This is a genomic window from Methylobacterium sp. J-090 (assembly GCF_022829345.1).
Classification (GTDB): Bacteria; Pseudomonadota; Alphaproteobacteria; order Rhizobiales; family Beijerinckiaceae; genus Methylobacterium.
In genome coordinates this window covers 334,566-359,632 of sequence record NZ_JAKSXV010000106.1, presented here as the reverse complement: position 1 = coordinate 359,632, position 25,067 = coordinate 334,566, and the positions used below count along the sequence as shown (strand labels likewise).

Here is a 25,067-nt window from a genome sequence, read left to right as displayed (position 1 = left end):
CGCTCGCCGCCGCCGATGAACAGGCTTCTAGGGACACCCAGCCGGCCCGTCAACGCCGAAATGACAGCGGGATGCGTTTTTTACGACACCCGCGCGACACCCCCGGCACAACCCCCTGAAAACACACGGAAACGGTGTTGCCCTTCGAGGCCATTGTGCCTCCGGCATCAGCCGGCGGGTGGACGCCCCTCGACGATACGGCGCCGAAACCAGTCTCGCAGCAGATCGCGTTCATGGTCGAACGTGCCGCTGGAGAAGCGCGGCGCCCGCAGCAGGAAATTGATGTCCGCCACCGTCTCTTCGGCGGCGACCAAGCGACGGCGCCCCTCGGTCAGCACGTAGCGCAGGCGAAAACGCGGCGGGGTGATGTCGCTGACGACCCGCAGGCCGAACGGCACGTTGGCTCCGGGTCGCTCGACGCCGGCGAGATCGATATCGAGAACGTCGATGGCAAGGGTCCGGCCCGGCGGCAGGTCACGTCCGAACCCTTCAATGATCCGACGGACCTCCCCGAGGGTGCCCCGGAGGGTCAGCCCCGACCCGAAGCGGTTCTCCGCATCGGTGTAGCGCTCGGGCTCGATGAAACGGACCGCGACCTGGGCCGCGGCCGCATGGGCCCAGAGGGACAAAGCGAGGGTGAGAAGCATCAACCCGCCGCGCATCCTCAAAAGCCCTTCTTCACTTGAGCCAGTGCCCGGGTGAGTTCCTGCGCGATCTCCTCGCGATCGATCGGCGAGGCGTCGCGCGCGACCACGACGTATTCGCGGCGCGACACCAGGGTCAGGGTCTGGAGACCGTACTCCTCGTCCTCGACACGGGTCAGCTTCGTCCAAAGGGGGTTGAAGCGCCACTCGCGACGTTCGCCCCGATGGGTAACGCGGGCCAGCATCACCACGAGGGGCGTGATCATCACCTCCTCGAAGGAGCGGCCCCGACGGAAACTCGCCTTGAGGGCGAGGTAGAGGGCGAGCATGTCGAGGCCGAAGAATCCGGCCACCGGCCAGAACCCGGCCCGGATGCAGGCGACGGAGGTGACGAGGGAGACCGCGCCGCAGGCGATCATCACGTTGCGGAAGCCGTGCTGGCTCAAGGACTGGTTCGGCCGGATCGTCGCCCGGAAAAGCGGGCGGTCGAAGCTGTCGGGATCGAGGCCGTCCGGATGCATCGGGATGTTGCCGCTCGCCATGCGGACAATATAACCCCCCAATGCGCACCCGACAGCCGACCCCGCCGAAGAAACCGCGAATTCCCGGCTCTCCGGCCGTACCGATCGTCGCACGGCCCGCCCCCTCCCCCGTGGGACCCGAAGACCTGGACACGATTTTCTCACGACTGCGTGCCGCCGATCCCGAGCCGAAGGCAGAACTCGTCTATCGCAACGCCTACACGCTTCTCGTCGCCGTCGTCCTGTCCGCCCAGGCGACGGACAAGGGCGTGAACCTCGCCACCGCCCCGCTCTTCGCCGTCGCCGACACCCCGGAGAAGATGCTGGCGCTCGGCGAGGAGCGGGTGCGGGATTTCATTCGCACCATCGGGCTGTTCAACACCAAGGCGAAGAACGTCATCGCGCTGTCGCGCATCCTGGTCGAGCGGCATGGCGGTGAGGTGCCGGCCTCCCGCGCGGACCTGGAAGTCCTGCCCGGAGTCGGCACCAAGACCGCAAGCGTCGTCCTCAACGTCGCCTTCGGGGTCGCGACCATCGCCGTCGACACCCACATCTTCCGGGTCTCCAACCGCATCCCCCTCGTGGTCGCACCGACGACGGACAAGGTCCAGGCCGGCCTGGAGGCCATCGTGCCGGAGCCCTACCGGCTCAACGCCCATCACTGGCTGATCCTGTTCGGGCGCTACATCTGCAAGGCACGCAAGCCCGATTGCCCGATCTGCCCCATCGCCGATGTGTGCCGGTATCCGCAGAAGACCGTCGCGGCCTGAACCACGGCACGATCCGTTCACCGTGGCTCCCGAAACCCGGGGCAAGCCCTCCCCCGGGAGGATGGCACCCATCCGGCCAACGCGTTGTGCTGACTGCCCGCTTCGGGTAGTTTGCGCCACGGTCGCGGAGGCTTTCGACGAACGATGTGTCTTCACGGCCCGGCCGCCTCGACGGCCGCCACGCCGCGGATTCCGCATCGTCCCCTGTTCGAAGGAGCCACGGCCCTTGGACTTCCTCAAACCACGGTACACGCCTATGAACCGCCGCCGTCGCATCTACGAGGGCAAGGCGAAGGTCCTCTACGAGGGTCCGGAGCCGGGAACGCTCATCCAGCATTTCAAGGATGATGCCACCGCCTTCAACGCGCAGAAGCACGACGTCATCGACGGCAAGGGCGTGCTGAACAACCGGATTTCCGAGTTCGTCTTCCAACACCTGAACGACATCGGCGTGCCGACGCACTTCATCCGCCGGCTCAACATGCGCGAGCAGCTGATCCGCGAAGTCGAGATCATCCCCCTCGAAGTGGTGGTGCGCAACGTCGCCGCCGGTTCGCTCGCGACCCGCCTCGGCCTCGAGGAAGGTACGCAGCTGCCGCGCTCGATCATCGAATTCTACTACAAGAACGACGCGCTCAATGATCCGATGGTGTCGGAAGAGCACATCACGGCCTTCGGCTGGGCGACACCCCAGGAGATCGACGACATCATGGCGCTGGCCATCCGCGTCAACGATTTCCTGTCGGGCCTCTTCCTCGGCGTCGGCATCCGCCTCGTCGACTTCAAGATCGAGACCGGCCGCCTGTGGGAAGGCGACATGATGCGCATCGTCGTCGCCGACGAGATCTCCCCGGATTCCTGCCGCCTGTGGGATATCAAGTCGTCGGACAAGCTCGATAAGGACCGTTTCCGCAAGGATCTCGGCGGGCTCATCGAGGCCTATACGGAAGTCGCCAAGCGCCTCGGCATTATGTCCGAGAACGAGAAGGTGCAGACGGGCGGCCCGCGCCTCGTCCAGTAGGTCAGCGCGGTTCGACCGGGCCGGTCTCCGGCCAGCCGGGCCGCAGGCGCGCGTAGGTGCCGAGATCGGGGTCGAACCCGGGGTGATAATGGGGGTCCTGCATCAGCAGTGGCCCCCATCGCTTTTTGAAGGCCGCGACCTCGCGTTCGTGCCGTGCCCTGGCCTCGGGCGTCCAGCGGCGGCTCGCCGCTTCGTCGTGCGTCAGGACGGCTCCACCGACGTAGAGGGTGCGGTAGCCGGCCCTGTTCAGGCGCAGGCACAGGTCGACATCGTTGAAATCGACGGCGAAGGCGGCGGCGTCGAAACCGCCGACGGCCGCGAATTTTTGGGATTCCACCACGAGGCAAGCGGCCGTCACCGCCGAGGCCCGGCGGGTCGCGAGGAGGCCGGAGAGGTAGCCCGGTGCGTCACCGGGGAAGAACCGGTGCGCGTGAGTGACGAGGCCGCCGGGGCCGAGGACCACGCCACCGTGCTGGATGCGCCCGCGCCCGTCGACGAGACGCGCGCCGACAGCGCCGACCTCGGGCCGGATGGCTTCCCGCACCATCCGGCCGAGCCAGCTCGGATCGGTGGCGGTCACGTCGTTGTTGACGAAGGCCAGGACCCGCCCCTTGGCGAGCGACGCCGCCCGGTTGTTCATGGCGGCGAAATCGAACGGCCCGGGACAGGGCACGACATGCACGACACCGCGTGCCGTGAGATCGCCGAGGTAGGCCAGGGTGTCGGGATCGCGACTGTCGTTGTCGCAGATCAGGATTTCGCGGTCCGGCCAGTCGGTGCGGTGGATGAGGCTGTCGAGGCAGGGCCGCAGAAGGTCGAGGCGGTCGCGGGTCGGAACGATGAGGCTGACGCCGGGCGCCGGCGCGTTCAGCGGGCGCACGCGGGTGATGACACCGTCCGGCCCCATGGTGATACCGACAGCCGATTGCCCTGTCCGGTCAAGGTTTTGGCGCACGACTTCGAGGCGGGCGGAGCGGTCGCCCTGCCCCCCCTCCCCTGCCGTGCAGACGGACAGGACGGTCGGCAGATGGCCGATGGCCCCGGACCGGTCCGCGAGGCGCAGGAGAGCGTCGAGGGCCGGCGCTTCGGAATGGAGATCGGCGAGGCCGCCCATCGCTTCCAGGGCCGTGCGGCGAAAGGCGACCACGGGGCCGATATAGTCCACCGCCCTGAGATAGTCGGCATCGAAGGCCGGTCGCAGGAGCGGGAGAATCACGTCCCCCGTTACGTCGAGGGCGTCGCCGTAGAGGGCGAGACGGTCCGGATGCTTGGCGAAGGCGTGCGCAAGAGTGTCGAGGGCACCGGTCGTCAGGGCATGACCGGCGGCGGTGAGGACGACGATGGCGATGCCCGGCCCCAAGGGCTGCGCGATCTCGTCCGCCGGAACGACGGCGATGGTGTCTCCGCCGATGGCGACCGGGCCGAAACAGGGCGCGACGCGGGGGTCGCGTGCGGTCAGCCGCAGGGCGTGATGGTCGAGGCCGAGGAGCGCGGCCCGGGCTTGCCCCGCGCGGACACGCTTGCCGGCGAGGCGCGCCTTGAGGATGGCGAGGGCGTCACCGGGGTGCCGGGCGAGGATCGTGAAGGCGGCGCGCGCACGGGCGAGCACGCCGGGTCGCGTGTGGCCGGCGAACAGCAGGGCGTCACGGCGCTCGTCGGTCAGCGGACACGCTCCCGCGTGAACGGGGTCATTCGAGATCCTCGCCGAAGGTCGTGAGCGACAGGGCCGGGTGATAGAACGGATCGTGCCGGATGGTGTCCCGCCAGCGCGCGACGAAACGGTCGGCCTCGGCCTCGAACCGGGCGCGGGCAGGGCCGATGGACGGACCGCGACTTGTGGATTCGCGATGGGCGACGACGGCGTGCGGCGTCCACACGGTCTTGTAGCCGGCCGCATCGAGGCGAAGGCAGAGATCGACATCATTGAAGTCGATGGGAAAGGCCTCGGCGTCGAGGCCGCCCACGGCGTCGTACTTGTGCTTCTCCACGGCGAGGCACGCGGCGGTGACGGCCGAGACCTCGTGGGCGACCCGCAACTGCCCGAGATGGCCGGGGCTGTCGGCGGGGCGGCGGCGCAGGATGTGGCCGGCCCGCCCGCCGAGACCGACGACGACGCCGGCATGCTGGAGTGTACCGTCGGCATAGAGCAGCTTCGCCCCGACGGCACCGACCTCCGGTCGGCAAGCCTGGCGGACCATGGCGTCGAGCCAGTCCTCGCGCAGCACCGCGATATCGTTGTTGAGGAGCACGACGACGGAGCCCCGCGCCGCCGCGACGCCCGCATTGGTCATGGCGGAGAAGTCGAACGGCGCCGGCCAGTCGAGAATTCTGACACGCGGGTCGCGACGGAGCTGCTCGTAATAAGCATGGACGGCCGGATCGGTGGAGCCGTTGTCGACGAGCACGAGTTCGATGGCCGGATAGGCGGTGCCGTTGAGAACCCCGTCGGCGGCGGGGCGGATCAGGTCGAGGCGATCCCGCGACGGGATCACGACGGTGACGAGGGGCGCGGGTTCGGGCAACGGCCAGAGCAGATCGGCCACGCCGGACTCGACGCGTGTCCGCGCCGGGGAGCCGATGGCACGCAAGTACCGCTCGAGGCGCTCGGCGTGCCGGACGCTGTGGTCCGTATCGGTCGCACGAAGGAGAACACGCGGCAGATGGGCCACCCGCCTGGGCTTTGCCGCCACCGCGTACAGGCCGAGATCGATCCGGCAATCCTCTGGGTCCCCGAGGGACATCTCGAGCAGGCGCGCCAGGAGCGCTCCGGTGCAGAGGGTGAAACCCGGGTAGCCCTGCGCCAGGGCGAGGTCGGGGCTCCAGTCCGGCTTCAGGCGCGGGACCGGATCGGCGCCCGCGATCTCTTCGTCGGCATAGACCATCTCCGGCCCGTCGGGAGTGGCCAGGACGCCCGCAAGGCGCGCGAGGGCGTCCGCCTGTAGGCACTCGCCAGGGGTGAGAACGCCGAGGATGGCCGCATCGGGGGCGAGATCGCGCAGGGTCCCGTTCCCGGGCCAATCCGTGTGGGTCACGCGCGCATCGGTGTCCGACACCGCATCGCGGCCGTGCAGCCAAGCGACGGTCACGCTCCATTCGGCCCCGATCTGCGCGGCGATGCTGCGCAGGGTCTCGGTAACGCCCGCGCCATCCCCCCGTCGCGCCGGGAGGACGAGGTGGATCGGTGGACCCGCCGCCGGTCCGGACTGGACCTCGATCCGTCGGCGCGATGACGCCCAGGCGCGGTAACGCTTCCGGGGCGTGGCGGCGCAGGTGCCGCGCAGGATGTCCCGGAAGCGGCGTTCGTCCCCCCGGGCGGCATTGTACAGGGCCGCGACGGCCCGCAGCGGCCGCTTGACCAGACATTCGGCCAGGATGTTGCCGTGCGCACGCAAGCCCACCCGCTCCAGCGTGAAGCCCGTGCGGGGATTGATGACGAGGAGGATGTCCGTGCAGTCCGGCGGCAGGTAGCCGAGCCACGTCGCCCCGCCGAGGGCAACCCCGGGGAGGGGAAAATCCTCGTGCCGGTCCGGTCCGCGTACGAGGCGGATCAGGGGCCGGAGCGGGCGGATCACCGCGCGCTCGCGATAGGTGAGCACGATCCAGCACCCACGCGGCCCGGCCGGCAGGCGCAGGCGCCAGCCGAAGAGCGGGTCGTCATGGGGCTCGAGGGTGAAGGCCGTGGCGCGCCCGAGCCATGCGCCGCGCGCCGTGACGCCGTCCCGAGCGCTCAGGGCCTGCGCCTCGGCGGAGTTACCGTCATTCGGCCGTCGCCGGAACGGCGACCGGCGCCTCGGAGGTGGCGGCCGGAGCCGGCGGCTTGCGCTTCGCGGGCGCGCGCTGGGGGGCCCCGCCGCCGAGACGCACCTCGATGTCGTAGTCCCTCGTCATGGCAGCGGGGACCATGAGATCGTCCTCGATGAGGGAGAACAGGCCCTGAGCCTCCCCCGGCGGCACGGCGACGGCGACGCGGCGGACGCGTGAGACGATCGTCTTGCCGGAGGATTTGAGGGAAATCGTCAGGGGCGCCTCGAACCGGCCCGGCGCGCCGGCGGGACCGAGGAGCACGTGGCCCTCGACGCCGACCTTCACGCGGATCGATCCATCCTGGAGCCGAGTGCATTCGCGGGCGAGGCGCCCGAGGGTGGTCTGGCTGCGCAATCCGGCGGCGCTCCCCGCCCCGCCGGGCGGATTCCGCAGGGCCGCGCCGCCCTCGGGCACGTCCACCGTCGGGCAATAGGCTTCTTCGAGGGGGGCGGCCTGCGACGGGGGGACCGTGGTGCCGCCGTACTTGAACAGGTTGGTGAAGGCGTTGCCTTCCTCGGCACCGGCCCCGCCCGTGGCGAGGACGGCCGGGAGACCCACGATCAGAAGTCGCAGGGCGATGTGGCTGGCATGCTTCGACATGATCCGTTCCCGATTGGCGCCGGCGGGCGCCCCGACCCTCTACTTCAGGCTCTCGAAGCCCTGGCCGAACCCCTTCATGGAAAGGGGAATGCCGACCCCCTCCTCCGGCGTCTGGAACACGATGAACGTCGCCTGGGCGCCGGCGTTGAACTGCTTGATCAGGCCCTCGTCCATCACGACCTCGGCGACGCAGCCCGTGGTGAGGCAGCGCACGAAGCCGGCGCGGCCGACATCGGTTTTGTCGATCTTGAGGCCGAGGCCGGACGGCAGCAGCACGCCGAGGGGCGCCACCACCCGCAGGAGATAGCCGCGATTGTCTGCGGTCTTCAGTACGATCACCACCAGGGTGAGGTTGGGGCGGTCCTCGGCGGCAAGGTACTGGACGAGGGCGCATTGCTCGGCCTTGGCGCCGGCGGGCGTCTCGCAGCGCAATTGCCAGTCGCCGAAAGTGTTGCGCACCATGCCTTGTGCGGAGGCGGGCGACGCGGTCACCGCGGCCAGGAGACCGGCTCCCAGGGCGAGGCCGGACCAGCGGGCGAGGTGGCCTTCGCGCCGCAGCATTGCTCGAAACCCCACGCGCCAAACCCTTTCGTGCCGCGCTGGGCGCGGCGAAATCCCGGGGTGTTGGGACCATGCGGGGCCGGCGTCTGTCAAGCGATGCACGCGCGGCGACGGTCCCCAAACGCGAACGGGCGACGCCACCGCGCCGCCCGTTCGACAATCCCGACCCTGCACGAGGCAGGTCAGCCGGCGAGCGTCACTTCTTGCCGAAGGACAGGGCACCGAAGCGCGAGTTGAAGCGCGAGACGCGACCGCCGCGATCGAGCATCTTCTGCTCGCCACCGGTCCAGGCCGGGTGAGTGTTGGGGTCGATGTCGAGGTTGAGGGTGTCCCCCTCCTTGCCGTAGGTCGACCGGGTCATGTAGTCGGACCCATCGGTCATCACGACCTTGATGAAGTGATAGTCGGGATGCTCGGTACCCTTGGCCTTGTCGGCCGCACTCTTTGCCATGACGAATCCTTGAATAGCCACGCCGACCGGCTCGTCTGGCGGCCCGCGGCCATAGATCACGCGCAATCGGATGAAGGCGCGCCTATACCCCAGGCGTCGGCTCTGGACAAGCGCACCGTCCCGGGCAATCGCGGGTTCGTCGAATTCCAAGCCCTGGACACCGACGTCTCCAACATCGACGAGGCATGATGGCACGCGGCTCGAAGAAGAAGGCCCTCGCCGAGGGACGGCCCAGGGCACCGCTGGGCTCCCTGCGCCCGCTCGTGCCGTTCGCGGCGGTGTATCGGGGCCGCATCCTGGCCGCGTTCCTGTCCCTGCTGATGGCCTCGCTGGCGACCCTGGTGGTCCCCCTGGCCCTGCGCCGGGTCATCGACCACGGCTTCTCACCGGAGGGGCAGGGCGTCATCAACGCCTATTTCGGCGGCCTCGTCGGCGTCGTCGCCGTCCTCGCCCTGTCGAGCGCCGCGCGGTACTATACCGTCGTGACACTGGGCGAGCGCGTGGTCGCAGATCTGCGCACGGCCGTGTTCCGCCGTCTCACGGAACTCGACCCCGCGTTCTTCGACCGGTCCCTGTCGGGCGAGATCATCTCGCGGCTCACCGCCGACGCCACGCAGGTGAAGGCCGTGTTCGGCGTCAGCATCTCGATCCTGCTGCGCAACGCGTTCCTGTTCACCGGCGCCGTCGCCATGATGGTGATCACGAGCCCGAAGCTCTCGATCCTCGTGCTCGTGGCGATCCCCCTCATCGTCTTCCCGCTGATCCTGTCGGGACGCGGCGTGCGCAGGCGCTCGCGCGCGGCCCAGGACCGCCTCGCCGACGCCTCAGCCTACGCCTCGGAGGCGGTGGGCGCGATCCGCACCATGCAGGCCTTCGGCATGGGCCGTGCCGCCGCCGCCCGCTTCGCCGAGGCTTCGGAGAACGCCTACGGCGCCGCCCGCGATTCGATCCGCGCCCGGGCGCTGCTCACCGGCGTGGCGATTTTCCTCATCTCGGCGAGCGTCGTCGGGGTGATGTGGTACGGGGCGCAAGGGGTGCTCGCCGGCACCATGACGGCGGGCCAGCTCTCGCAATTCGTGCTCTACGCGGTGTTCGGCGCCAGCGCCCTCGGCCAGCTCTCGGAGGTCTACGGCGAACTGGCGCAGGCTGCCGGCGCCGCCGAGCGCCTCGGCGAGATCCTGGCGGCCGAGCCGGCGATCCGCGCCCCCGCCGATCCCGTCGCCCTCCCGGCCCCGCCGCGCGGCGCGGTGGCGTTCGAGGCCGTGCGCTTCCTCTACCCGACCCGGCCCGAGCACCCCTCCCTCGACGGAATCAGCTTCACCATCGCGCCGGGCGAGCGGGTTGCCCTCGTCGGCCCCTCCGGAGCCGGCAAGACCACGGTGCTGCAGCTGCTCCTGCGGTTTTACGATCCGCAGAGCGGCACCATTCGCGTCGACGGCGTCGACATCGCCCGCGCGGACCCGGACGCCGTGCGCACGCGCCTGTCCCTCGTGCCCCAGGACCCGACGGTGTTCTCAGGCTCCGTGCTGGAGAACATCCGCTACGGCCAGCCGGACGCGACGGAGGCGCAGGTCCAGCGCGCCGCCGAACTCGCCCACGCCGACGGCTTCATCCGCGCCCTGCCGCAGGGCTACGCCACCACGGTCGGCGAGCGCGGCGTCACGCTTTCGGGCGGCCAGCGCCAGCGCGTCGCCATCGCGCGCGCCATCCTCAAGGACGCACCGATCCTCCTTCTCGACGAGGCGACCTCGGCTCTGGACGCCGAGAGCGAGCGTGCCGTGCAGACCGCCCTCGACACCCTGATGCGCGGGCGCACCACCCTGGTCATCGCCCACCGTCTCGCCACCATCAGGGCCGCCGACCGCATCCTCGTCCTCGACGGCGGAAAAATCGTCGAATCCGGCACGCACGAGACCCTTCTGGCGCGCGGCGCCCTCTATGCCCAGCTCGCCGCCCTCCAGTTCACCGACGCCTTCGAGGACACATCCCGCAGCCGCGTGCCGCGCCTCGAAGCACTGCCGGCGGAGTAGGGCCCGTCATGGATCTGTCGCGGTTCCCCCGCCTGCCCCTCCTCGACCTGCCGAGCCCCATCGAGCCCCTGGACCGGCTCGCCCGTCATCTCGGCGAAGGGCTCAACGGAGTGCGCCTTTGGGTGAAGCGCGACGATCTCGCGCGGTTCGGGCTCGGCGGCAACAAGCTGCGCAAGCTCGAATTCCTGCTCGGGACGGCCCGTGCCGAGGGCGCTGATACGGTGATCACCGTGGGAGCGATCCAGTCGAACCACGCGCGCCTGACCGCGGCAGCGGCGGCGCGGTCGGGCTTTGCCTGCGAACTCTTCCTCACCCGCAGCGTGCCGCGCGACGACCCGGCCTATGCCCGCAACGGCAACCGTCTCCTCGACGAGGTGTTCGGTGCGCGCGTCCACGAACTTCCCGCCGAGGCCGATTCCCTGGCCCTGGCCGAGGAACGCGCGGGGGAACTCCGCGCGGCGGGACGGCACGTCTACGTTTTCCCATCGGGCGGCTCGAGCCCCATCGGCTGTCTCGGCTACGCGGCCTGCGCCAGCGAAATCCTCGCTCAGGCGGAGGCCATGGGCCTCGCTCTGACCCGGATCGTCGTACCCAACGGCAGCTGCGGCACCCATGCGGGCCTCGCGGCGGGCCTGCTTGCGAGCGGGCGCGATCCACGCCTCGCCAAGTCCTACGCCGTGCTGGAAACGGGGGAGCGGGCCGGGGCGATCACCCTGGAGAAGGCCAATGCGACCCTGGCGCTCGTGGCCCCGGGCACCTCCCTTACGGCCGACGAGATCGTCATCGACGACGCGCATCGCGGGCCGGGCTACGGCATTCCCACCGTCGGCATGCTGGAGGCGGTCCGTCTCCTCGCCCGCACGGAGGGACTGCTGCTCGATCCGGTCTACAGCGGCAAGGCCTTCGCCGGCCTGCTCCACGACGTGCGCGCCGGGCACTATCCGGCCGGTTCGAACGTGCTGTTCGTGATGACTGGCGGCGTACCCGGGCTCTTCGCCTATCCGGATGTGCTCGCCGGGTGAGGCCGAAAAACTACCGCTCCGTCAACTTCATCTCGATCCGGCGATTGCGCCCGTAGGCTTCGTCGGTCGTTCCCGAATCGAGGGGCTGGAATTCGCCGAAGGCACCGGCCAGGAGATGCTGGGGCGGGACCCCCTTGGCCGCCATCGCCTGCACCACCGCGATGGCGCGGGCCGCCGAGAGGGACCAGTTCGACGGGAACTGGGCGCTGGCGATGGGCCGGGCATCCGTGTGTCCGTCGACCCGCAGCACCCACGGAATGTCGGCGGGGATCTGCCGCGACAGGTCGAGGATCGCCCCCGCGATGCGGTCGAGCTCCGGCCCTGCCTCCGGTTTCAGGCTGGCGGAGCCCGCCGGGAACAGCACCTCTGATTGCAGGACGAAACGATCGCCGACCACGCGGATGTCAGTGCGGGTGCCGAGGATCTGGCGCAGGCGACCGAAGAAGTCCGAACGGTAGCGGGCGAGCTCCTGCACCTTCTGGGCGAGCGCCACGTTGAGGCGGCTGCCGAGGTCGGCGATGCGGGCCTGGCTCTCCTTGTCGCGATTCTCGGAAGCCGCGAGCGCGTCCTCCAGGGCGGCGAGCTGCCGGCGCATGGCGGCGATCTGCTCGTTCAGGAGGTCGATCTGGGTGGCGGCGCGGGCCGAGCCCGCCCGCTCGGCGGCGAGCTGGCGGTCGATCTCGCCCTGCTTGGCGGTGGCGCCCTGGCCCGATTCGGCCTGAAGCCGGAAGCGGTCGCGCTCGGCCTCGGCACCGAGCAGGGTGTTGCGCAGGGAGGAGGCGCTGGCCTCCTGCGCCTTGCGTGTCGAGCGCTCCAGGGCGAGGAGATCGGTGAGGTCGGCGATCTGACGGTTGAGGCGAGTGAGCACCGAATCGCGGCCGGTGATCTCCTGCGATAGGAAGAACTGGCCCACCACGAAGATGGTCAGCAGGAAGACGACGGCGAGCAGCAGGGTCGCCAGGGCATCGACGTAGCCGGGCCAGACGTTGAGGGGGCGGTCGCGCCGGGCGCGGAGCGAGGCCATCTCAGGCGCGCTCGCGCCCAAGGCGGTCGAGCACCTGCTTCAGTTCACCCTCGCGCTTGGCCTGCGCCTCCACCCAGTCGCGAATCATCTGCTGCTCGGCCCGCATGTGCTGGACGAGCCCCTGGATGCCCTCCGCGAGGTTGGTCATCGCCTGCGTCGCCACCCGGCCGTTGGCGCCTTCGGCCACCACGGCGGTGAGGCGGTCCACCGCCTCCTGCAGCTCGCGGGCGGAGGCCGGCTCCTGAATCCTCGCCGGGGCCGCCGCGACGGTCTCGCCGGACACCAGCCAATCCTCGAGCTCGTTGTGGAAGCGGGCATGGGCCTGGCCGGCCTGGAGGTCGAGGAAGCCGGTGACCAGCGAACTGGCGAGGCCGAACAGGGAGGCGGAGAAGGCGAGACCGATCCCTGAGAGCGGCACGGCGAGCCCGTTCTTGAGTTCGTCGAACATCGCCGCCGCCTCGCCGCCGCCGCGCATGGTCTTGATGACGGAGCCCACGGCGCTGAGCGTGTCGATGAGGCCCCAGAACGTGCCGAGCAGGCCGAGGAGGATGAGGAGGCCCGCGACGTAGCGCAAGATTTCGCGGCCCTCGTCGAGGCGGGCCGCCACGGTGTCGAGGAAGGCGCGGGTGCCCGGAAGCGTGATCCCGTCCCGCCGGGCAGCCAGCGCCGGGGCCAGGGGCGCCATGAGGGATGGCACTTTCGCGGGCGTCTCGCCGGCCGCCACGGCGTTGACGTAGCTGACCTCCCGATAGAGCCGGACCACCTGCCCGAAGGCGAGCAGGACGGCGATGAGGAGCACGCCGAGGATCAGCCCGTTCAGGCCCGGATTGGCGAGGAAGGCCGGGGTGATCTGCCGGAACAGCACGAAGGCGAGGAAGCCGACGAGAATGAGGAACACCAGCATCCGCACGAGGTAGATGCCGGGCCGAGCGAGCGTCGCGGTAGGGGTCGCCATCGGCTCGGGCACACTCTTTCACTGCGGGGCCGAACTTCTGCGCGAGGCACGGGCACCGAGGCTTAACCGCGGGCACATTGGAGGCAGGCACGGCATCGATCAAGTCGCTGGTCCTCCTGAACCCCAGCGAACTTGTTCGTGAACGATGGATCCGCCCTGGCTGACATCATAGCATCCAAGATATGGCAGAGAGGACCAAGACCGAATCGACTGCTAAGGCGCTGTTCCACAGTGAATCTTGCATTCGATGATCCGATGGGCGGACGCTTCCCAGGGGCGCTTCTGGACCAATCTGAGGACCGTCTCGCCAGCCCTTTCCATGCGGAAGCGGAAAAGCTTGTCCCGCCCAGCACCGATTCCCGACTGCGGCGGTGACATCGACTCGTCGATCAACGTCGCGGAGTGGTCGGGAACCTCTGCTTGCCACGTGAACCCACCGATTCCCTCGCCCGGAGCGGAGAGTTCGACGGTATCTCCCGGGCAGGCATGGATTGGAGGACGTCGATCGAGGTCCATTCGAAGTTCCCTTTTCAGTAACGTTCTCGGCTGACGCTCAGGAGATCAGCCGGGAACGATCGACGCAACTCATGCCCGCGCTTTGCTTCGCGCCCTGGTGGAACGTCGCGTCTCACCACTGACACCGCGCGCCGGTTGAAGGAGTGCAATTTCCGGATCATAGAAAAGCACTTCCGAATCGATGCCACACTCGCCGAAGCCGATCCTGAAGAAGCCTTGCTCGCCCCAACCCGTGCCCCAACTGTTTTTCACGATCCAACACTGATCCGCATCATCATAGCCGATCACACAGACCGCGTGCCAGCCGACGAAGTCACCCGCTACGTGGCTGTAGATGCCGTTTCGATACGTATAGAAATCTTGGAACACCCGGAAACCGCCGATCACGGGTCCTTTCAAGAGTGCCTGCTTACGGGCGATCTGAGAGGCGGCGGTCTGATAGCGTGGGACTTTGACGAATGGTGGAATGGTCCGGCAAGGCTGGTTGTGGGGCGTGTACGGAAAATCGATGTCCAGACCGATGCCATTCTTCTTCGCGAAATCGAGGGCCTTCGTGTAAAACCATCCCTGGTCGCATGAGTTCGGCGCTCCGCAATGAAAGAGATGCGCCTCGGATAGATCGATCGAGCCACCTGGATCATTCGTGGCGATGAGTACTCGGCTCTCGATGGACGCGCAGGTCGCGAACGCCACGCAGGCGCCGCAACTCGACTGATCCTTGACCGATGTCACGAACGTGCCGCTCGACGTGTTTCTCCAATCGACTTTTGACGGAGGCGGTGCCGCGATCTTGAAGAGGGTGGACTCGGCGGTGCGCGTTCTGACGACATCTTTCTTCGCCTTGTCCGGATCGAACGAGAGGCCGAAATGAGTCGTCTTCGAGGGTTCCACGTCGTAGTATTGACTGAACGATGTCGATCCGGCCTCCCAATGCGCTCCCGCACGCTGAATAGCATTGTTGATACGCGAAAAATCCGGCTCGGCCATTTCAACCTCCGCAATATACACCGATGATGCATAAATCTAAGGTTGTGTCTACGTGCTTTCACACGTGCGGAGGCGCCGTCCGGGTATAGTCTGCCCCTGGACGCAGTCGGCCCCTCCGAAAAGCGGGGCTAATCCCACCCGCGCGGCCAGGTTTCCTCCAGGTGCGGCCCGAGGCGCACGGGCCAGACCCCCGTGGCGAGTCCCGTGCGGTCGTCGGTCTCGACGGCGATCCCGCACAGGGTCCCCTCCCCGTGGGCGGCTTCCAGGCGCGCGCCCGGCGTCTTCTGGAGGAAGCGGCGCAGGGGCTCGTCCTTCTGCATGCCGAGGATGGAATCGTAGTCGCCGCACATGCCCGCATCGGAGAGATACGCGGTGCCCCCGGGCAGGATGCGATGGTCGGCCGTCGGCGTATGGGTGTGGGTGCCGACGACGAGGCTGGCGCGGCCGTCGAGGAAGGTGCCGAAGGCCTGCTTCTCGCTCGTCGCCTCGGCGTGCACATCGACGATGACCGCATCGGCGACCTCGCCGAGGGGACAGGCCGTCAGTTCGCGCTCGGCCGCAGCGAACGGGTCGTCGAGGGCGTCCATGTAGATGCGCCCCATGACGTTGAGGACGAGGACGCGGGCGCCCTTGGCCGTCTCGACCACCGTGGCGCCGCGCCCCGGCGTACCGGGCGGGTAGTTCGCCGGGCGGACGAGGCGTGATTGCCGGGCGATGAAGACCAGGGCCTCGCGCTGGTCGAACGCGTGATTGCCGAGGGTCACGGCGTCGGCGCCCGCCTGCAGGAGTTCGTCGCAGATGGCTTCCGTGAGACCGAAGCCGCCGGCGGCATTCTCCCCGTTGATGACCACGCAATCGAGGCGCCAGCGCTCCCGGAGTTTCGGCAGACGGTCCGTGATCACGTGGCGGCCGGGCCGGCCGACCACGTCGCCGAGGAAGAGAAGACGCATCGCGGATTCGTCAGGCTCGTTTCAGCGGGACCGGGCCCGCTTCGGTGATGAGATGGTCGAGGGGCTGGTCGTGAGCCTCGGCCGGGACTTCGTCCACGGCCTGAACCGAGAACGCGACCCCGATGGTCAGCACCGGCCCGTTGCGCGACAGGCGTTCGATGGCTTGGTCGTAATAGCCGCGCCCGTAGCCGATGCGATGGCCGCGCGTATCGTAGGCGGCGAGCGGCACGATGAGGGCGGTGGGGTCGAGGGGCGGCAGGCTGTCGTCGGGCTCGCTCAGGCCGAAGCCACCGCGCACCAGGGCCTCGCCCGCACGCCACTCGCGAAACACGAGGCCGTCCGGCGTCACCTTCGGCAGGGCCACGCGCTGGCCCCGCGCGAACAGGCGCTCGATGAGCGGCCGGGGATCGACCTCGCTCCGGATCGGCCAGAAGGCCCCGACGATGGGGACCTCGGCGAGGGCCGCAATGCCCACCGCCGCATCGGCGATGGCGAGCGCGCCGGCGCGCCGGGTCTCGGGATCGAGGGCATCGCGCCGCCCGAGCGCGGCGTGGCGGAGGGACGCTTTCAGGGAAGCGGTGGAGTGAGAGTGCGGAGCCACATGAGCCGTTGGAGTGTCGATCCCGGGAAACCTACAGTGTAGGTGGGCGCCGTGTTGGCCGAGTCCAGGGACAGGGCCAGGGACAGCTCCCTGGGGAGTCGATAAGGCCCCGGGGAAAGTTCTCCTGACGAACGCGGCAGCCCCGCCCACTGTATGTAGCGTCGGCTCTGAGCCTGCGCCAGAGGCGTGTCGTCGTTAGCCCGAAGAAAGCGTCCGCGTCAGTCGCTCGATCCGCTCCGCGCAGCGGCCGAGGCCGGCGGCGATGCGGGTTTCCTCGGCGGCGCGGGTGCCATCGGCCGCATCCACCCGTTCGCGCAGAGCGGCGGTCTCGGTCTCGAGGGCGGCGAGCCGGCGCCGGGTCTCGTCGAGTTCGTCGGCCTGCAGCAGAGCCGCCATGACATGCAGCCGCATGTCGCCGATCTCGCCGAAGGACTTTCGTAGCTCGGAGATCCGTCCGGCGAGTTCCGTGGCGAGGGCGGTGAGGTGCGGTTCCTCGCCCTCGGCACAGGCCATTCGGTAGCTCTTGCCGTCGATGGTGACGTTGATCTGGGGCATCGTGCTTCGAACGAGAGGTCGGCGATGAAATTAGCGTGCGCCGGCGGATGGGACCAGCACGCCCTCGACGGCGGCGATGGCCCGGCCGAGGCGGCGGCCGACATCGTCGGAGGCCGCCTCCACCGCTGCCAGGCGGGCACTGGCGGCATCGAGTTCGGCGGCCAGACGCGCCCGGTCCTCGCCCATGATGGCGAGTTCGGTCTCGAGGTCGCTCGGATCGCGCTCGGCCTCGAACCGCTGCCCGACCGCCGCCTCGAGGCGCGTCAGGGCCGTGTCGAGCCGCGACAGGGCGTCGTCGATGGCCTCACTCACGAAAAACGTCTCCTCAGGGGACCGCGCCGGCGCGGTTCCATCTCGATACCATGACGGGCGCCGCCGAGCCCAGGCGCCCGTCCGTTCGAAACCGATGACAAACCGGGCCGAACGCCTGTGCGGAGGCCGGAAGTCAGCGCGGCGCGACCTTTGCCCGGCCATGTCCCGCATGCTAGAGACCGGCCGCTCGCCAGACCGGATACAGCATTCCGTGACGCTTTCAGGCCCCTCGCAGGCCCTCGCGCGTATCGGCCGGTCCCCGGACGATCCCGAATGGCCGGATGGCGACCGCAATTCATCGCGCGTTCAATCTGGATCGGGACAGAGCGGGCGATAGATCGGGGCTCACCGCTTCGATCTCCATGCTGGAGGGTGCCGCAGGGGCGGCATCCGTTTAACGGAAGGGTTCACGCCGTGTCGGTGAAGGTAGCCATCAACGGGTTCGGACGTATCGGCCGCAACATCTTGCGCGCCATCCACGAGTCCGGCCGCAAGGACATCGAGGTGGTGGCCATCAACGATCTCGGCCCCGTCGAGACCAATGCCCATCTCCTGCGCTTCGATTCGATCCATGGTCGCTTCAACGCCAAGGTTGAGGTGGACGGCGAATTCATCGTCGTCGACGGGAGCCGCATCAAGGTCACGGCCGTGCGCAACCCGGCCGAGCTGCCGCACCGCGAACTCGGTGTCGACATCGCGCTCGAATGCACCGGCATCTTCACCTCGAAGGACAAGGCCAAGGCCCACCTCGACGCCGGCGCCAAGCGCGTCATCGTCTCGGCCCCCGCCGACGGCGCCGACCTCACCGTGGTCTACGGCATCAACCACCAGGCGCTGACCGCCGATCACCTCGTGATCTCCAACGCCTCGTGCACCACGAACTGCCTCGTGCCGGTGGCCAAGGTGCTCAACGATCTCATCGGGATCGAGCGCGGCTTCATGACCACGATCCACTCCTACACCAACGATCAGCCGTCCCTCGACCAGATGCACAAGGACCTCTACCGGGCCCGCGCCGCGGCCCTGTCGATGATCCCGACCTCCACGGGCGCGGCCAAGGCCGTCGGTCTCGTGCTGCCGGAACTGAAGGGCAAGCTCGACGGCACCTCGATCCGCGTGCCGACCCCCAACGTCTCGGCCGTGGACCTCGTGTTCACTGCCAAGCGCGCCACCAGCGTGGACGAGATCAACGGCGCCATCCGCGCCGCCGCCGACGGCCCGCTCAAGGGCGTGCTCGCCTATACCGATCAGCCCAACGTCTCCATCGACTTCAACCACGACCCGCACTCGTCGACCTTCCATCTCGACCAGACGAAGGTGATGGACGGCACGTTCGTGCGCATCCTCGCCTGGTACGATAACGAGTGGGGCTTCTCGAACCGCATGGCCGACACCGCCGTCGCCATGGGCAAGCTGCTCTGATCCGTCCCATCTGACGGATCGCCCCCTCTTCCCACAACGATGGTGTGCCCGAGATGACAGAGACCTCCCCCACCGGACGCGACTTCATCCCAGGCACACCCCCGACAGCGACGCCGGTCCCGGCGCCCCCCCCGGCTCAGGCCGGCGCGGCGCCCGTGGTCGTCGGCAAGGCCGAGCCCCTGCCCGCGCAGAACTCGGCTCCGGGCGGCGATCAGCTCGCCCGGATCGAGGACAAGTGCGCGCGCATCGAGGACAAGTACGCCCGCTCCGAGGCGCTGCTCTCGCGCGTCGAGGAGAAGGTCGAGGGCGCCGCATCCCGCATGAACGAGGCCGCGCGCCAGACCGACTTGGCGGCCCTGCGCAGCGAAGTCCGCGCCATCGCCGACCGCACCCGCGGCCTGCCCGGCTCCGGCGCCCTCGTGCTGACGGCGATCATCACCGCCGTGCTGACGGTGGCGCTCACCATCGCCGCCCAGCGCTTCCACCTCGACGCGCTGATCCCGCAGCGCTGATCCGCCAGACCTGCTCCGAGACGCCCAGGCCCCGATGACCGCTTTCCGTACCCTCGACGATGCCGGCGCCCTGAACGGCAAGCGCTTGCTCCTGCGCGTGGACGTCAACGTGCCCATGGAGGCCGGCCGCGTCACCGACGCGACCCGCATCGAGCGCATCGTCCCGACCATCCGCGAGATCGCCGACAAGGGCGGACGCGTGGTGCTGCTGGCGCATTTCGGCCGCCCCAAGGGCAAGCCGGTGGCGAGCGAATCCCTGAAGCCCGTCGTTGCCACCATCGCCGAGCATCTCGGCCGGCCGGTGGCCTTCGCCCAGGATTGCGTCGGCCCTGCCGCCACCGCCGCCGTGGCCGCGCTCAGGGACGGTGACGTGCTCCTCCTCGAGAACACCCGCTTCCATGCCGGCGAGGAGAAGAACGACCCGGCCTTCACCGCCGAACTCGCGGCCAACGGCGACCTCTTCGTCAACGAGGCGTTCTCGGCCGCGCACCGCGCACACGCCTCGACGGAGGGCCTCGCCCATGTGCTGCCGGCCTATGCCGGGCGCCTGATGCAGGCCGAGCTCGATGCCCTGACCAAGGGTCTGGAGGCGCCGACGCGTCCGGTCATCGCCATCGTGGGCGGGGCGAAGGTGTCGTCCAAGATCGACCTTCTCCAGAATCTCGTCGCCAAGGTCGATATGCTCGTCATCGGCGGCGGCATGGCCAACACCTTCCTGCACGCGCAGGGAAAAGGCGTCGGCAAGTCGCTGTGCGAGAAGGATCTGGCCGAGACCGCGCTGCGCATCGTCGAGGCCGCGAAGGCTGCGAACTGCCGGATCATCCTGCCCGTGGATGCGGTGGTGGCCGGTGAGTTCAAGGCCAACGCGGCCCACGAGACCGTCCCCGTCGATTCCGTGCCCGACACCGGCATGATCCTCGACGCCGGCCCGGCCACCGTGGCCGAGATCAACGCGGCCATCGACACGGCCGCGACCCTAGTCTGGAACGGACCGCTCGGTGCCTTCGAGCTCACCCCCTTCGATGCCGCCACCGTGGCGGCGGCCAAGCACGCGGCGGAGCGGACGACGGCCGGCAAGCTGGTCTCCGTGGCCGGCGGCGGCGACACCGTGGCGGCCCTGAATCACGCGGGCGTGAGCGAGACGTTCTCGTACGTCTCCACCGCCGGCGGCGCCTTCCTCGAATGGCTCGAGGGCAAGGCGCTGCCCGGCGTCGAGGCCCTGCGCGCCAAGACCTGAAGACGCGCCCCGTCGCCCTGCCCGATTCACTCATCGCATCCCGAAGTGGCGCAGCGAAGCGGTGACCTCAGGATGAGGTGACGGGCTGGGACGGCGACCGATAGCGGTTGCGACGGACGGGCAAACGTCAGAAAAGACGAACCAAATTCATCGGATGGCGCCCCAGGGGGGGTCGGCCTCATCGTGTGGAGAAACCCATGGCCCGCATCACCCTGAGGCAGCTCCTGGACCATGCCGCCGAGCACGAATACGGCGTGCCGGCGTTCAACCTGAACAACATGGAGCAGGGGCTGGCCATCATGGCGGCGGCCGACGCCACCGATTCGCCGGTGATCCTCCAAGCGAGCAAGGGGGCACGCGCCTACGCCAACGACATCGTGCTCGCCAAGCTCATCGACGGCCTCGTGGAAGTCTATCCCCACATCCCCGTCTGCATGCACCTCGACCACGGCAGCGACGAGGCCACCTGCGCCACAGCGATCCAGTACGGCTTCACCTCGGTGATGATGGATGGCTCCCTCAAGGCCGACGGCAAGACCCCGGCCGACTACGCCTACAATGTCGAGATCACCCGCAACGTCACCAAGATGGCCCACTGGGCAGGCGTCTCGGTGGAGGGCGAGCTCGGCGTGCTCGGCTCCCTGGAGAGCGGCGAGGGCGAGGCCGAGGACGGCCACGGCGCCGAGGGCGTGCTCAGCCACGACCAGCTCCTCACCGACCCCGACGAGGCGGTGAAGTTCGTCGAAGCCACCAAGGTCGATGCCCTGGCGGTGGCCATGGGTACCTCTCACGGCGCCTACAAGTTCACCCGGAAGCCCGACGGCGAAGTCCTCGCCATGAACGTCATCGAGGAGATCCACCGCCGCCTGCCCACGACCCACCTCGTGATGCACGGCTCCTCGTCCGTGCCCCAGGATCTCCAGGACATCATCAACCAGTACGGCGGCCAGATGAAGCCGACCTGGGGCGTGCCGGTGGAGGAGATCCAGCGCGGCATCAAGCACGGTGTCCGCAAGATCAACATCGACACCGACAACCGCATGGCGATGACCGGTCAGATCCGGAAGATCCTGGCCGAGAACAAGGCTGAGTTCGACCCGCGCAAGTACCTCAAGCCCGCCATGGAGGCGATGACGAAGCTCTGTCGCCAGCGCTTCGAGGAGTTCGGCACCGCCGGCCAGGGTTCGAAGATCCGTCCCATCTCGGTGGCGAACATGGCCAAGCGCTACGCCGACGGCTCCCTCGATCCCAAGATCGGCGCGGCCCGCTGAACCCGGGTCTTTCTCAAGGAACCCCATGTCCAACGCGCGCACCCGCCTCGCCCTGCTCACCCCGCACCGGGTCGAGGCCGGGGACGCCGACGCCCTCGCGGCTGCGCTCACCGCCGCCTGCGCGGCGGGTGACGTCGCAGCCGTGATCCTGCGCCTCGCGCCCTCCGACGAGCGCAGCTTGGTCAATCTGGTCAAGCAGCTGGCACCGGCCGCGCAGGGCACGGGCGCCGCTGTGCTGGTTGCCTGCACCGGGTTCGCGGGCGACCTCGTCAGCGTCTCGGCCCGGGGCGGAGCCGACGGCGTCCATCTCGACAAGGCGAAGGACGGTGCGCTGGCCGAACTGCGCGGGCGCCTCGACGACGGGCGCATCCTCGGGGCCGGCGGCCACGAGCAGAAGCACGCCGCCATGGAGGCCGGCGAGGCTGGCGTCGACTACGTCATGTTCGGCGGCCTCTACGCCGACGGGATCGCACCCGAGGCCGCCACGGTCCTCGATCGGGCAACGTGGTGGACGGAGATCTTCGAGACGCCCTGCATCGCCGTCGCGCACGAATCCGGGGAGATCGCCGCCCTCGTCGCCACCGGCGCGGAGTTCCTGGGGCTGGAAAGCGCCCTGTGGATGGGTGACGAGGCCGACGTGGCCGCGATCCAAGCGATTGTCACGGCGGCGGAGACGGCTTCGTGAAAAGTGGGGGTTGTCTGATCGCGCTGGCGCTGGCGGGTGTGCCGGCTGCGCAGGCCGCCCCGGCGCAATCTCCCCGGCCGGCGACGACCATCGCCCCGGCGGCCGATGGACAGGCGCCATTGCCGAAGACAGCGACGAAGGAGGTGTTTTCCGCGCCCCTGAAGGAGCTGCCCACCCCCTACACGCCCGGCGTGATGGGGGCGAACCCACCGACATCGAACAAGGAAACCGACGTCGCTTTCGGCGCCTATCAGCGCGGCCAGTACTCCACCGCCTTTCGCGAGGCGACGAAGCGGCTCTCGGCCAATGCCAAGGACGCGGCGGCGATGACGCTGCTCGGCGAACTCTACAATCAGGGCCTCGGCATCAAGCAGGACCCGGTCAAGGCCGCCGAATGGTATCGCCTCGCGGCTTCACAGGGCGATGTTCACGCCATGGCGTCGCTCGGCCTCATGTCCATCGACGGACGCGGCGGTCCGAAGGACCTCAAGGCCGGGCGGCGCTGGCTCGAACAAGCCTCCGACAAGGGCGACGCCACGGCCTCCTACAACCTCGCGCTGATCCTCCTGGGCTCGGGAACGGAGGCCGATCAGGCCAGGGCCGCGACCCTGTTCCAGAAGGCCGCCAACGGCGAGATCGGCGCGGCCCAGCACGACCTCGGGGTGCTCTACCTCCAGGGACGCGGCGTGGCCAAGGACCCGGCCCGGGCCGCCGAACTGTTCCGCCGAGCGGCCGACAACGGCGACCTCGCCGGCGAGGTCGAGTTCGCCATCCTGCTGTTCAACGGGACCGGCGTCGCCAAGGACGAGGGCCGCGCGGCCCGCTACTTCCTCCACGCCGCCTCGCGCGGCAACGCCATTGCTCAGAACCGCGTCGCCCGCCTCTACGCCGTCGGGCGGGGCCTTCCGAAGAACCCCGTGGAGGCGGCCGCGTGGAACCTCGCCGCCGCGGCACAGGGGCTCTCCGACGCCTGGCTCGACCAGACCCTGACGGGCCTTTCCCCCGAGGAGCGCACCCGCGCCGAGCAGATGGCCTCCGAGCGAGCCAACGTGAAGTAGGTGTCCGGCGAAGGTCGGACCTGTGCTCCCCCGGGGATGAGGCCGGCGACAAACGTGCTATGGCCCCACCCACACTGTCGTCTCCGACGTTCTTTGAATCGACCCGGACCCTTCAAGCGATGATCAGCTCACCCCTCATGACCGTCATGGTCGATGCCGTCCGCAAGGCCGCCCGCGGCCTCAAGCGCGACTACGGCGAGATCGAGAACCTCCAGGTTTCGCGCAAAGGCCCGGGCAATTTCGTCTCTGCCGCCGATCGCAAGGCCGAGGAAGTGCTCAAGGATGCTCTGATGAAGGCGCGTCCCGGCTACGGCCTGGTCTTGGAGGAATCCGGCAACGTCGAGGGCGCCGACAAGAGCCATACCTGGCACGTCGATCCGCTGGACGGCACCACCAACTTCCTCCACGGCATCCCGCATTTCGCCATCTCCGTCGGCCTCGAGCGCGAAGGCCAGATCGTCGCCGGCGTGATCTACGATCCGGCCAAGGACGAGTTGTTCGTCGCCGAGCGCGGCAAGGGCGCCTACCTCAACAACCGCCGCCTGCGCGTGTCGGGCCGCGACGAGATGGCCGACGCCCTGGTGGCCTACGGCTCGCCCTATCTCGGGCGCGGCGACCATCCCAAGCTCCTGCGCGAGGTCGCGGCCGTGATGGCGGTGACGGGCGGCATCCGCCGCTTCGGCTCGGCGGCACTGGACCTCGCCTACGTCGCCTGCGGCCGCTCGGACCTGTACTGGGAGCGCGACCTGCAGACCTGGGACATCGCGGCCGGCATCATCATGGTGCGCGAGGCCGGCGGCTTCGTCTCCAGCGCCGATGGCGGCGCCGAGCCCTTGGCCGCCCGCTCCGTGGCGGCCGGCAACGAGCATCTGCACGGCGAACTCGTGAAGCTCCTGCGCCGCGCCAACGCCTGACCTCCCGCCCTCCCCCTCATCGAAACCCGACGAAGGCCCCCCATGGATTCCCGTCGCCACATCGCGCTGAAGGATTCGATCCGCTCGATTCCCGACTACCCGAAGCCCGGCATCGTGTTTCGCGACATCACCACCCTGCTCAGCGACCCGCGCGCCTTTCGGCGGGCGGTGGACGCCCTCGTGCATCCGTTCGCGGGGGGGCGGATCGATCAGGTCGCCGGCATCGAGGCGCGCGGCTTCATCCTCGGCGGGGCCGTGGCGCACCAGCTCTCGTCGGGCTTCGTGCCGATCCGCAAGAAGGGCAAGCTGCCCCACAAGACCGTCTCCATCGCGTACGCCCTGGAATACGGCACCGACGAGATGGAGATCCACGTCGACGCCATCAAGCCGGGCGACCGGGTGCTGCTGGTAGACGATCTCATCGCCACCGGCGGCACGGCCTGCGCGGCGGTGAACCTGCTCCGCCAGATCGGCGCCGAGGTCGTGGCGGCCTGCTTCGTCATCGATCTGCCGGAGATCGGCGGGGCGCAGAAGCTGCGCGACCTCGACGTGCCGGTGCGGACCTTGATGGAATTCGACGGGCACTGACGTCGGTCGGCGCGTCCCTCTCCCCCTGCGGGGAGGAGGGCCACGTCGAGCCCACG

Annotated in this window: 28 protein-coding genes and 1 other RNA gene; 13 read left to right on the top strand and 16 right to left on the bottom strand. The window is 69.0% G+C overall.

Annotated features, from left to right (window positions below; all coding sequences use genetic code 11):
• Positions 1-167: 167 nt before the first annotated feature.
• Both MKK49_RS23130 and MKK49_RS23125 read right to left on the bottom strand, forming a co-directional pair.
• Positions 168-647 carry a DUF3016 domain-containing protein gene (locus MKK49_RS23130; protein WP_244032301.1) on the bottom strand — a complete coding sequence of 160 codons (480 nt, stop codon included), beginning with the start codon at positions 645-647 and terminating at the stop codon, positions 168-170.
• A gap of 17 nt (positions 648-664) precedes the next feature.
• Positions 665-1,186 (bottom strand): DUF2244 domain-containing protein, encoded by a 522-nt coding sequence (locus MKK49_RS23125; RefSeq protein WP_244032300.1) that lies wholly within the window; start codon positions 1,184-1,186, stop codon positions 665-667.
• Positions 1,187-1,206: 20 nt separating this feature from the next.
• Here MKK49_RS23125 and nth point away from each other — a divergent pair, with 20 nt between their 5' ends.
• Both nth and purC read left to right on the top strand, forming a co-directional pair.
• Positions 1,207-1,935, top strand: a complete 729-nt coding sequence (gene nth / locus MKK49_RS23120; protein WP_409565123.1) for an endonuclease III — start codon at positions 1,207-1,209, stop codon at positions 1,933-1,935.
• Positions 1,936-2,161: 226 nt separating this feature from the next.
• Positions 2,162-2,956, top strand: a complete 795-nt coding sequence (gene purC / locus MKK49_RS23115; RefSeq protein WP_055955211.1) for a phosphoribosylaminoimidazolesuccinocarboxamide synthase — start codon at positions 2,162-2,164, stop codon at positions 2,954-2,956.
• A 1-nt stretch (position 2,957) separates the two neighbouring features.
• On the opposite strand, the gene MKK49_RS23110 is transcribed toward purC, so the two are convergent.
• From MKK49_RS23110 to rpmE, 5 genes are all read right to left on the bottom strand, one after another.
• Positions 2,958-4,619: a glycosyltransferase family 2 protein gene (locus MKK49_RS23110; protein ID WP_409565126.1), complete on the bottom strand. Its 1,662-nt coding sequence runs from the start codon at positions 4,617-4,619 to the stop codon at positions 2,958-2,960.
• A 25-nt stretch (positions 4,620-4,644) separates the two neighbouring features.
• Positions 4,645-6,552, bottom strand: coding sequence for a glycosyltransferase family 2 protein (locus tag MKK49_RS23105; RefSeq protein WP_244032297.1), 1,908 nt, complete (start codon positions 6,550-6,552; stop codon positions 4,645-4,647).
• A gap of 160 nt (positions 6,553-6,712) precedes the next feature.
• Positions 6,713-7,360, bottom strand: coding sequence for a hypothetical protein (locus tag MKK49_RS23100; RefSeq protein ID WP_244032296.1), 648 nt, complete (start codon positions 7,358-7,360; stop codon positions 6,713-6,715).
• Between the two features lie 39 nt (positions 7,361-7,399).
• Complete coding sequence (locus tag MKK49_RS23095) at positions 7,400-7,921, bottom strand: invasion associated locus B family protein (protein WP_244032295.1); 522 nt, start codon at positions 7,919-7,921, stop codon at positions 7,400-7,402.
• Between the two features lie 196 nt (positions 7,922-8,117).
• Positions 8,118-8,372 (bottom strand): 50S ribosomal protein L31, encoded by a 255-nt coding sequence (gene rpmE / locus MKK49_RS23090; RefSeq protein WP_018045309.1) that lies wholly within the window; start codon positions 8,370-8,372, stop codon positions 8,118-8,120.
• A 9-nt stretch (positions 8,373-8,381) separates the two neighbouring features.
• On the opposite strand from rpmE, the gene MKK49_RS23085 reads away from it, so the two are divergent.
• The 3 genes from MKK49_RS23085 to MKK49_RS23075 are packed head-to-tail and all read left to right on the top strand — an operon-like array spanning position 8,382 to position 11,424.
• Positions 8,382-8,561 carry a hypothetical protein gene (locus MKK49_RS23085; protein WP_244032294.1) on the top strand — a complete coding sequence of 60 codons (180 nt, stop codon included), beginning with the start codon at positions 8,382-8,384 and terminating at the stop codon, positions 8,559-8,561.
• A complete protein-coding gene (locus tag MKK49_RS23080) occupies positions 8,561-10,402 on the top strand; it encodes an ABC transporter transmembrane domain-containing protein (RefSeq protein ID WP_244032331.1) in 1,842 nt (613 codons plus the stop codon). The genes MKK49_RS23085 and MKK49_RS23080 overlap by 1 nt, the downstream gene beginning before the upstream one ends.
• Before the next feature lie 8 nt (positions 10,403-10,410).
• Positions 10,411-11,424, top strand: a complete 1,014-nt coding sequence (locus MKK49_RS23075; protein ID WP_244032293.1) for a D-cysteine desulfhydrase family protein — start codon at positions 10,411-10,413, stop codon at positions 11,422-11,424.
• 10 nt (positions 11,425-11,434) lie between these two features.
• Here the strand turns inward: MKK49_RS23075 and MKK49_RS23070 are convergent, their stop codons facing one another.
• The 9 genes from MKK49_RS23070 to MKK49_RS23035 form a co-directional block, all read right to left on the bottom strand.
• Entirely contained in the window at positions 11,435-12,448 is a 1,014-nt protein-coding gene (locus MKK49_RS23070; protein WP_244032291.1) for a peptidoglycan -binding protein, read from the bottom strand.
• Between the two features lies 1 nt (position 12,449).
• A complete protein-coding gene (locus tag MKK49_RS23065) occupies positions 12,450-13,403 on the bottom strand; it encodes a MotA/TolQ/ExbB proton channel family protein (RefSeq protein WP_244032289.1) in 954 nt (317 codons plus the stop codon).
• 213 nt (positions 13,404-13,616) lie between these two features.
• On the bottom strand, positions 13,617-13,919 hold the full coding sequence (locus MKK49_RS24865; RefSeq protein ID WP_409565122.1) for a protease inhibitor I42 family protein: 303 nt from the start codon (positions 13,917-13,919) through the stop codon (positions 13,617-13,619).
• 69 nt (positions 13,920-13,988) lie between these two features.
• Positions 13,989-14,906: a C1 family peptidase gene (locus tag MKK49_RS23060; protein ID WP_244032287.1), complete on the bottom strand. Its 918-nt coding sequence runs from the start codon at positions 14,904-14,906 to the stop codon at positions 13,989-13,991.
• 128 nt (positions 14,907-15,034) lie between these two features.
• Positions 15,035-15,856 carry a TIGR00282 family metallophosphoesterase gene (locus tag MKK49_RS23055; RefSeq protein WP_244032285.1) on the bottom strand — a complete coding sequence of 274 codons (822 nt, stop codon included), beginning with the start codon at positions 15,854-15,856 and terminating at the stop codon, positions 15,035-15,037.
• Between the two features lie 10 nt (positions 15,857-15,866).
• On the bottom strand, positions 15,867-16,457 hold the full coding sequence (locus MKK49_RS23050) for a 5-formyltetrahydrofolate cyclo-ligase (protein WP_244032283.1): 591 nt from the start codon (positions 16,455-16,457) through the stop codon (positions 15,867-15,869).
• Positions 16,447-16,603, bottom strand: a non-coding RNA gene (gene ssrS, locus MKK49_RS23045) — 6S RNA. The genes MKK49_RS23050 and ssrS overlap by 11 nt, the downstream gene beginning before the upstream one ends.
• Before the next feature lie 49 nt (positions 16,604-16,652).
• On the bottom strand, positions 16,653-17,012 hold the full coding sequence (locus MKK49_RS23040) for a cell division protein ZapA (protein WP_244032281.1): 360 nt from the start codon (positions 17,010-17,012) through the stop codon (positions 16,653-16,655).
• A 30-nt stretch (positions 17,013-17,042) separates the two neighbouring features.
• Positions 17,043-17,324: a DUF4164 domain-containing protein gene (locus MKK49_RS23035; RefSeq protein ID WP_244032280.1), complete on the bottom strand. Its 282-nt coding sequence runs from the start codon at positions 17,322-17,324 to the stop codon at positions 17,043-17,045.
• Positions 17,325-17,738: 414 nt separating this feature from the next.
• On the opposite strand from MKK49_RS23035, the gene gap reads away from it, so the two are divergent.
• From gap to MKK49_RS22995, 8 genes are all read left to right on the top strand, one after another.
• Positions 17,739-18,746, top strand: coding sequence for a type I glyceraldehyde-3-phosphate dehydrogenase (gene gap / locus MKK49_RS23030; RefSeq protein WP_244032279.1), 1,008 nt, complete (start codon positions 17,739-17,741; stop codon positions 18,744-18,746).
• A 53-nt stretch (positions 18,747-18,799) separates the two neighbouring features.
• Positions 18,800-19,258 (top strand): hypothetical protein, encoded by a 459-nt coding sequence (locus MKK49_RS23025; RefSeq protein ID WP_244032278.1) that lies wholly within the window; start codon positions 18,800-18,802, stop codon positions 19,256-19,258.
• Between the two features lie 34 nt (positions 19,259-19,292).
• Positions 19,293-20,495: a phosphoglycerate kinase gene (locus MKK49_RS23020; protein WP_244032277.1), complete on the top strand. Its 1,203-nt coding sequence runs from the start codon at positions 19,293-19,295 to the stop codon at positions 20,493-20,495.
• Between the two features lie 197 nt (positions 20,496-20,692).
• On the top strand, positions 20,693-21,766 hold the full coding sequence (gene fba / locus MKK49_RS23015; protein ID WP_244032276.1) for a class II fructose-bisphosphate aldolase: 1,074 nt from the start codon (positions 20,693-20,695) through the stop codon (positions 21,764-21,766).
• A gap of 25 nt (positions 21,767-21,791) precedes the next feature.
• On the top strand, positions 21,792-22,451 hold the full coding sequence (locus MKK49_RS23010; protein ID WP_244032274.1) for a thiamine phosphate synthase: 660 nt from the start codon (positions 21,792-21,794) through the stop codon (positions 22,449-22,451).
• Positions 22,448-23,509, top strand: coding sequence for a tetratricopeptide repeat protein (locus MKK49_RS23005; protein ID WP_244032273.1), 1,062 nt, complete (start codon positions 22,448-22,450; stop codon positions 23,507-23,509). The genes MKK49_RS23010 and MKK49_RS23005 overlap by 4 nt, the downstream gene beginning before the upstream one ends.
• 119 nt (positions 23,510-23,628) lie before the next feature.
• Entirely contained in the window at positions 23,629-24,423 is a 795-nt protein-coding gene (locus tag MKK49_RS23000) for an inositol monophosphatase family protein (protein WP_244032272.1), read from the top strand.
• 42 nt (positions 24,424-24,465) lie between these two features.
• Complete coding sequence (locus MKK49_RS22995) at positions 24,466-25,011, top strand: adenine phosphoribosyltransferase (protein ID WP_244032271.1); 546 nt, start codon at positions 24,466-24,468, stop codon at positions 25,009-25,011.
• The last annotated feature ends 56 nt before the right edge of the window (positions 25,012-25,067 follow it).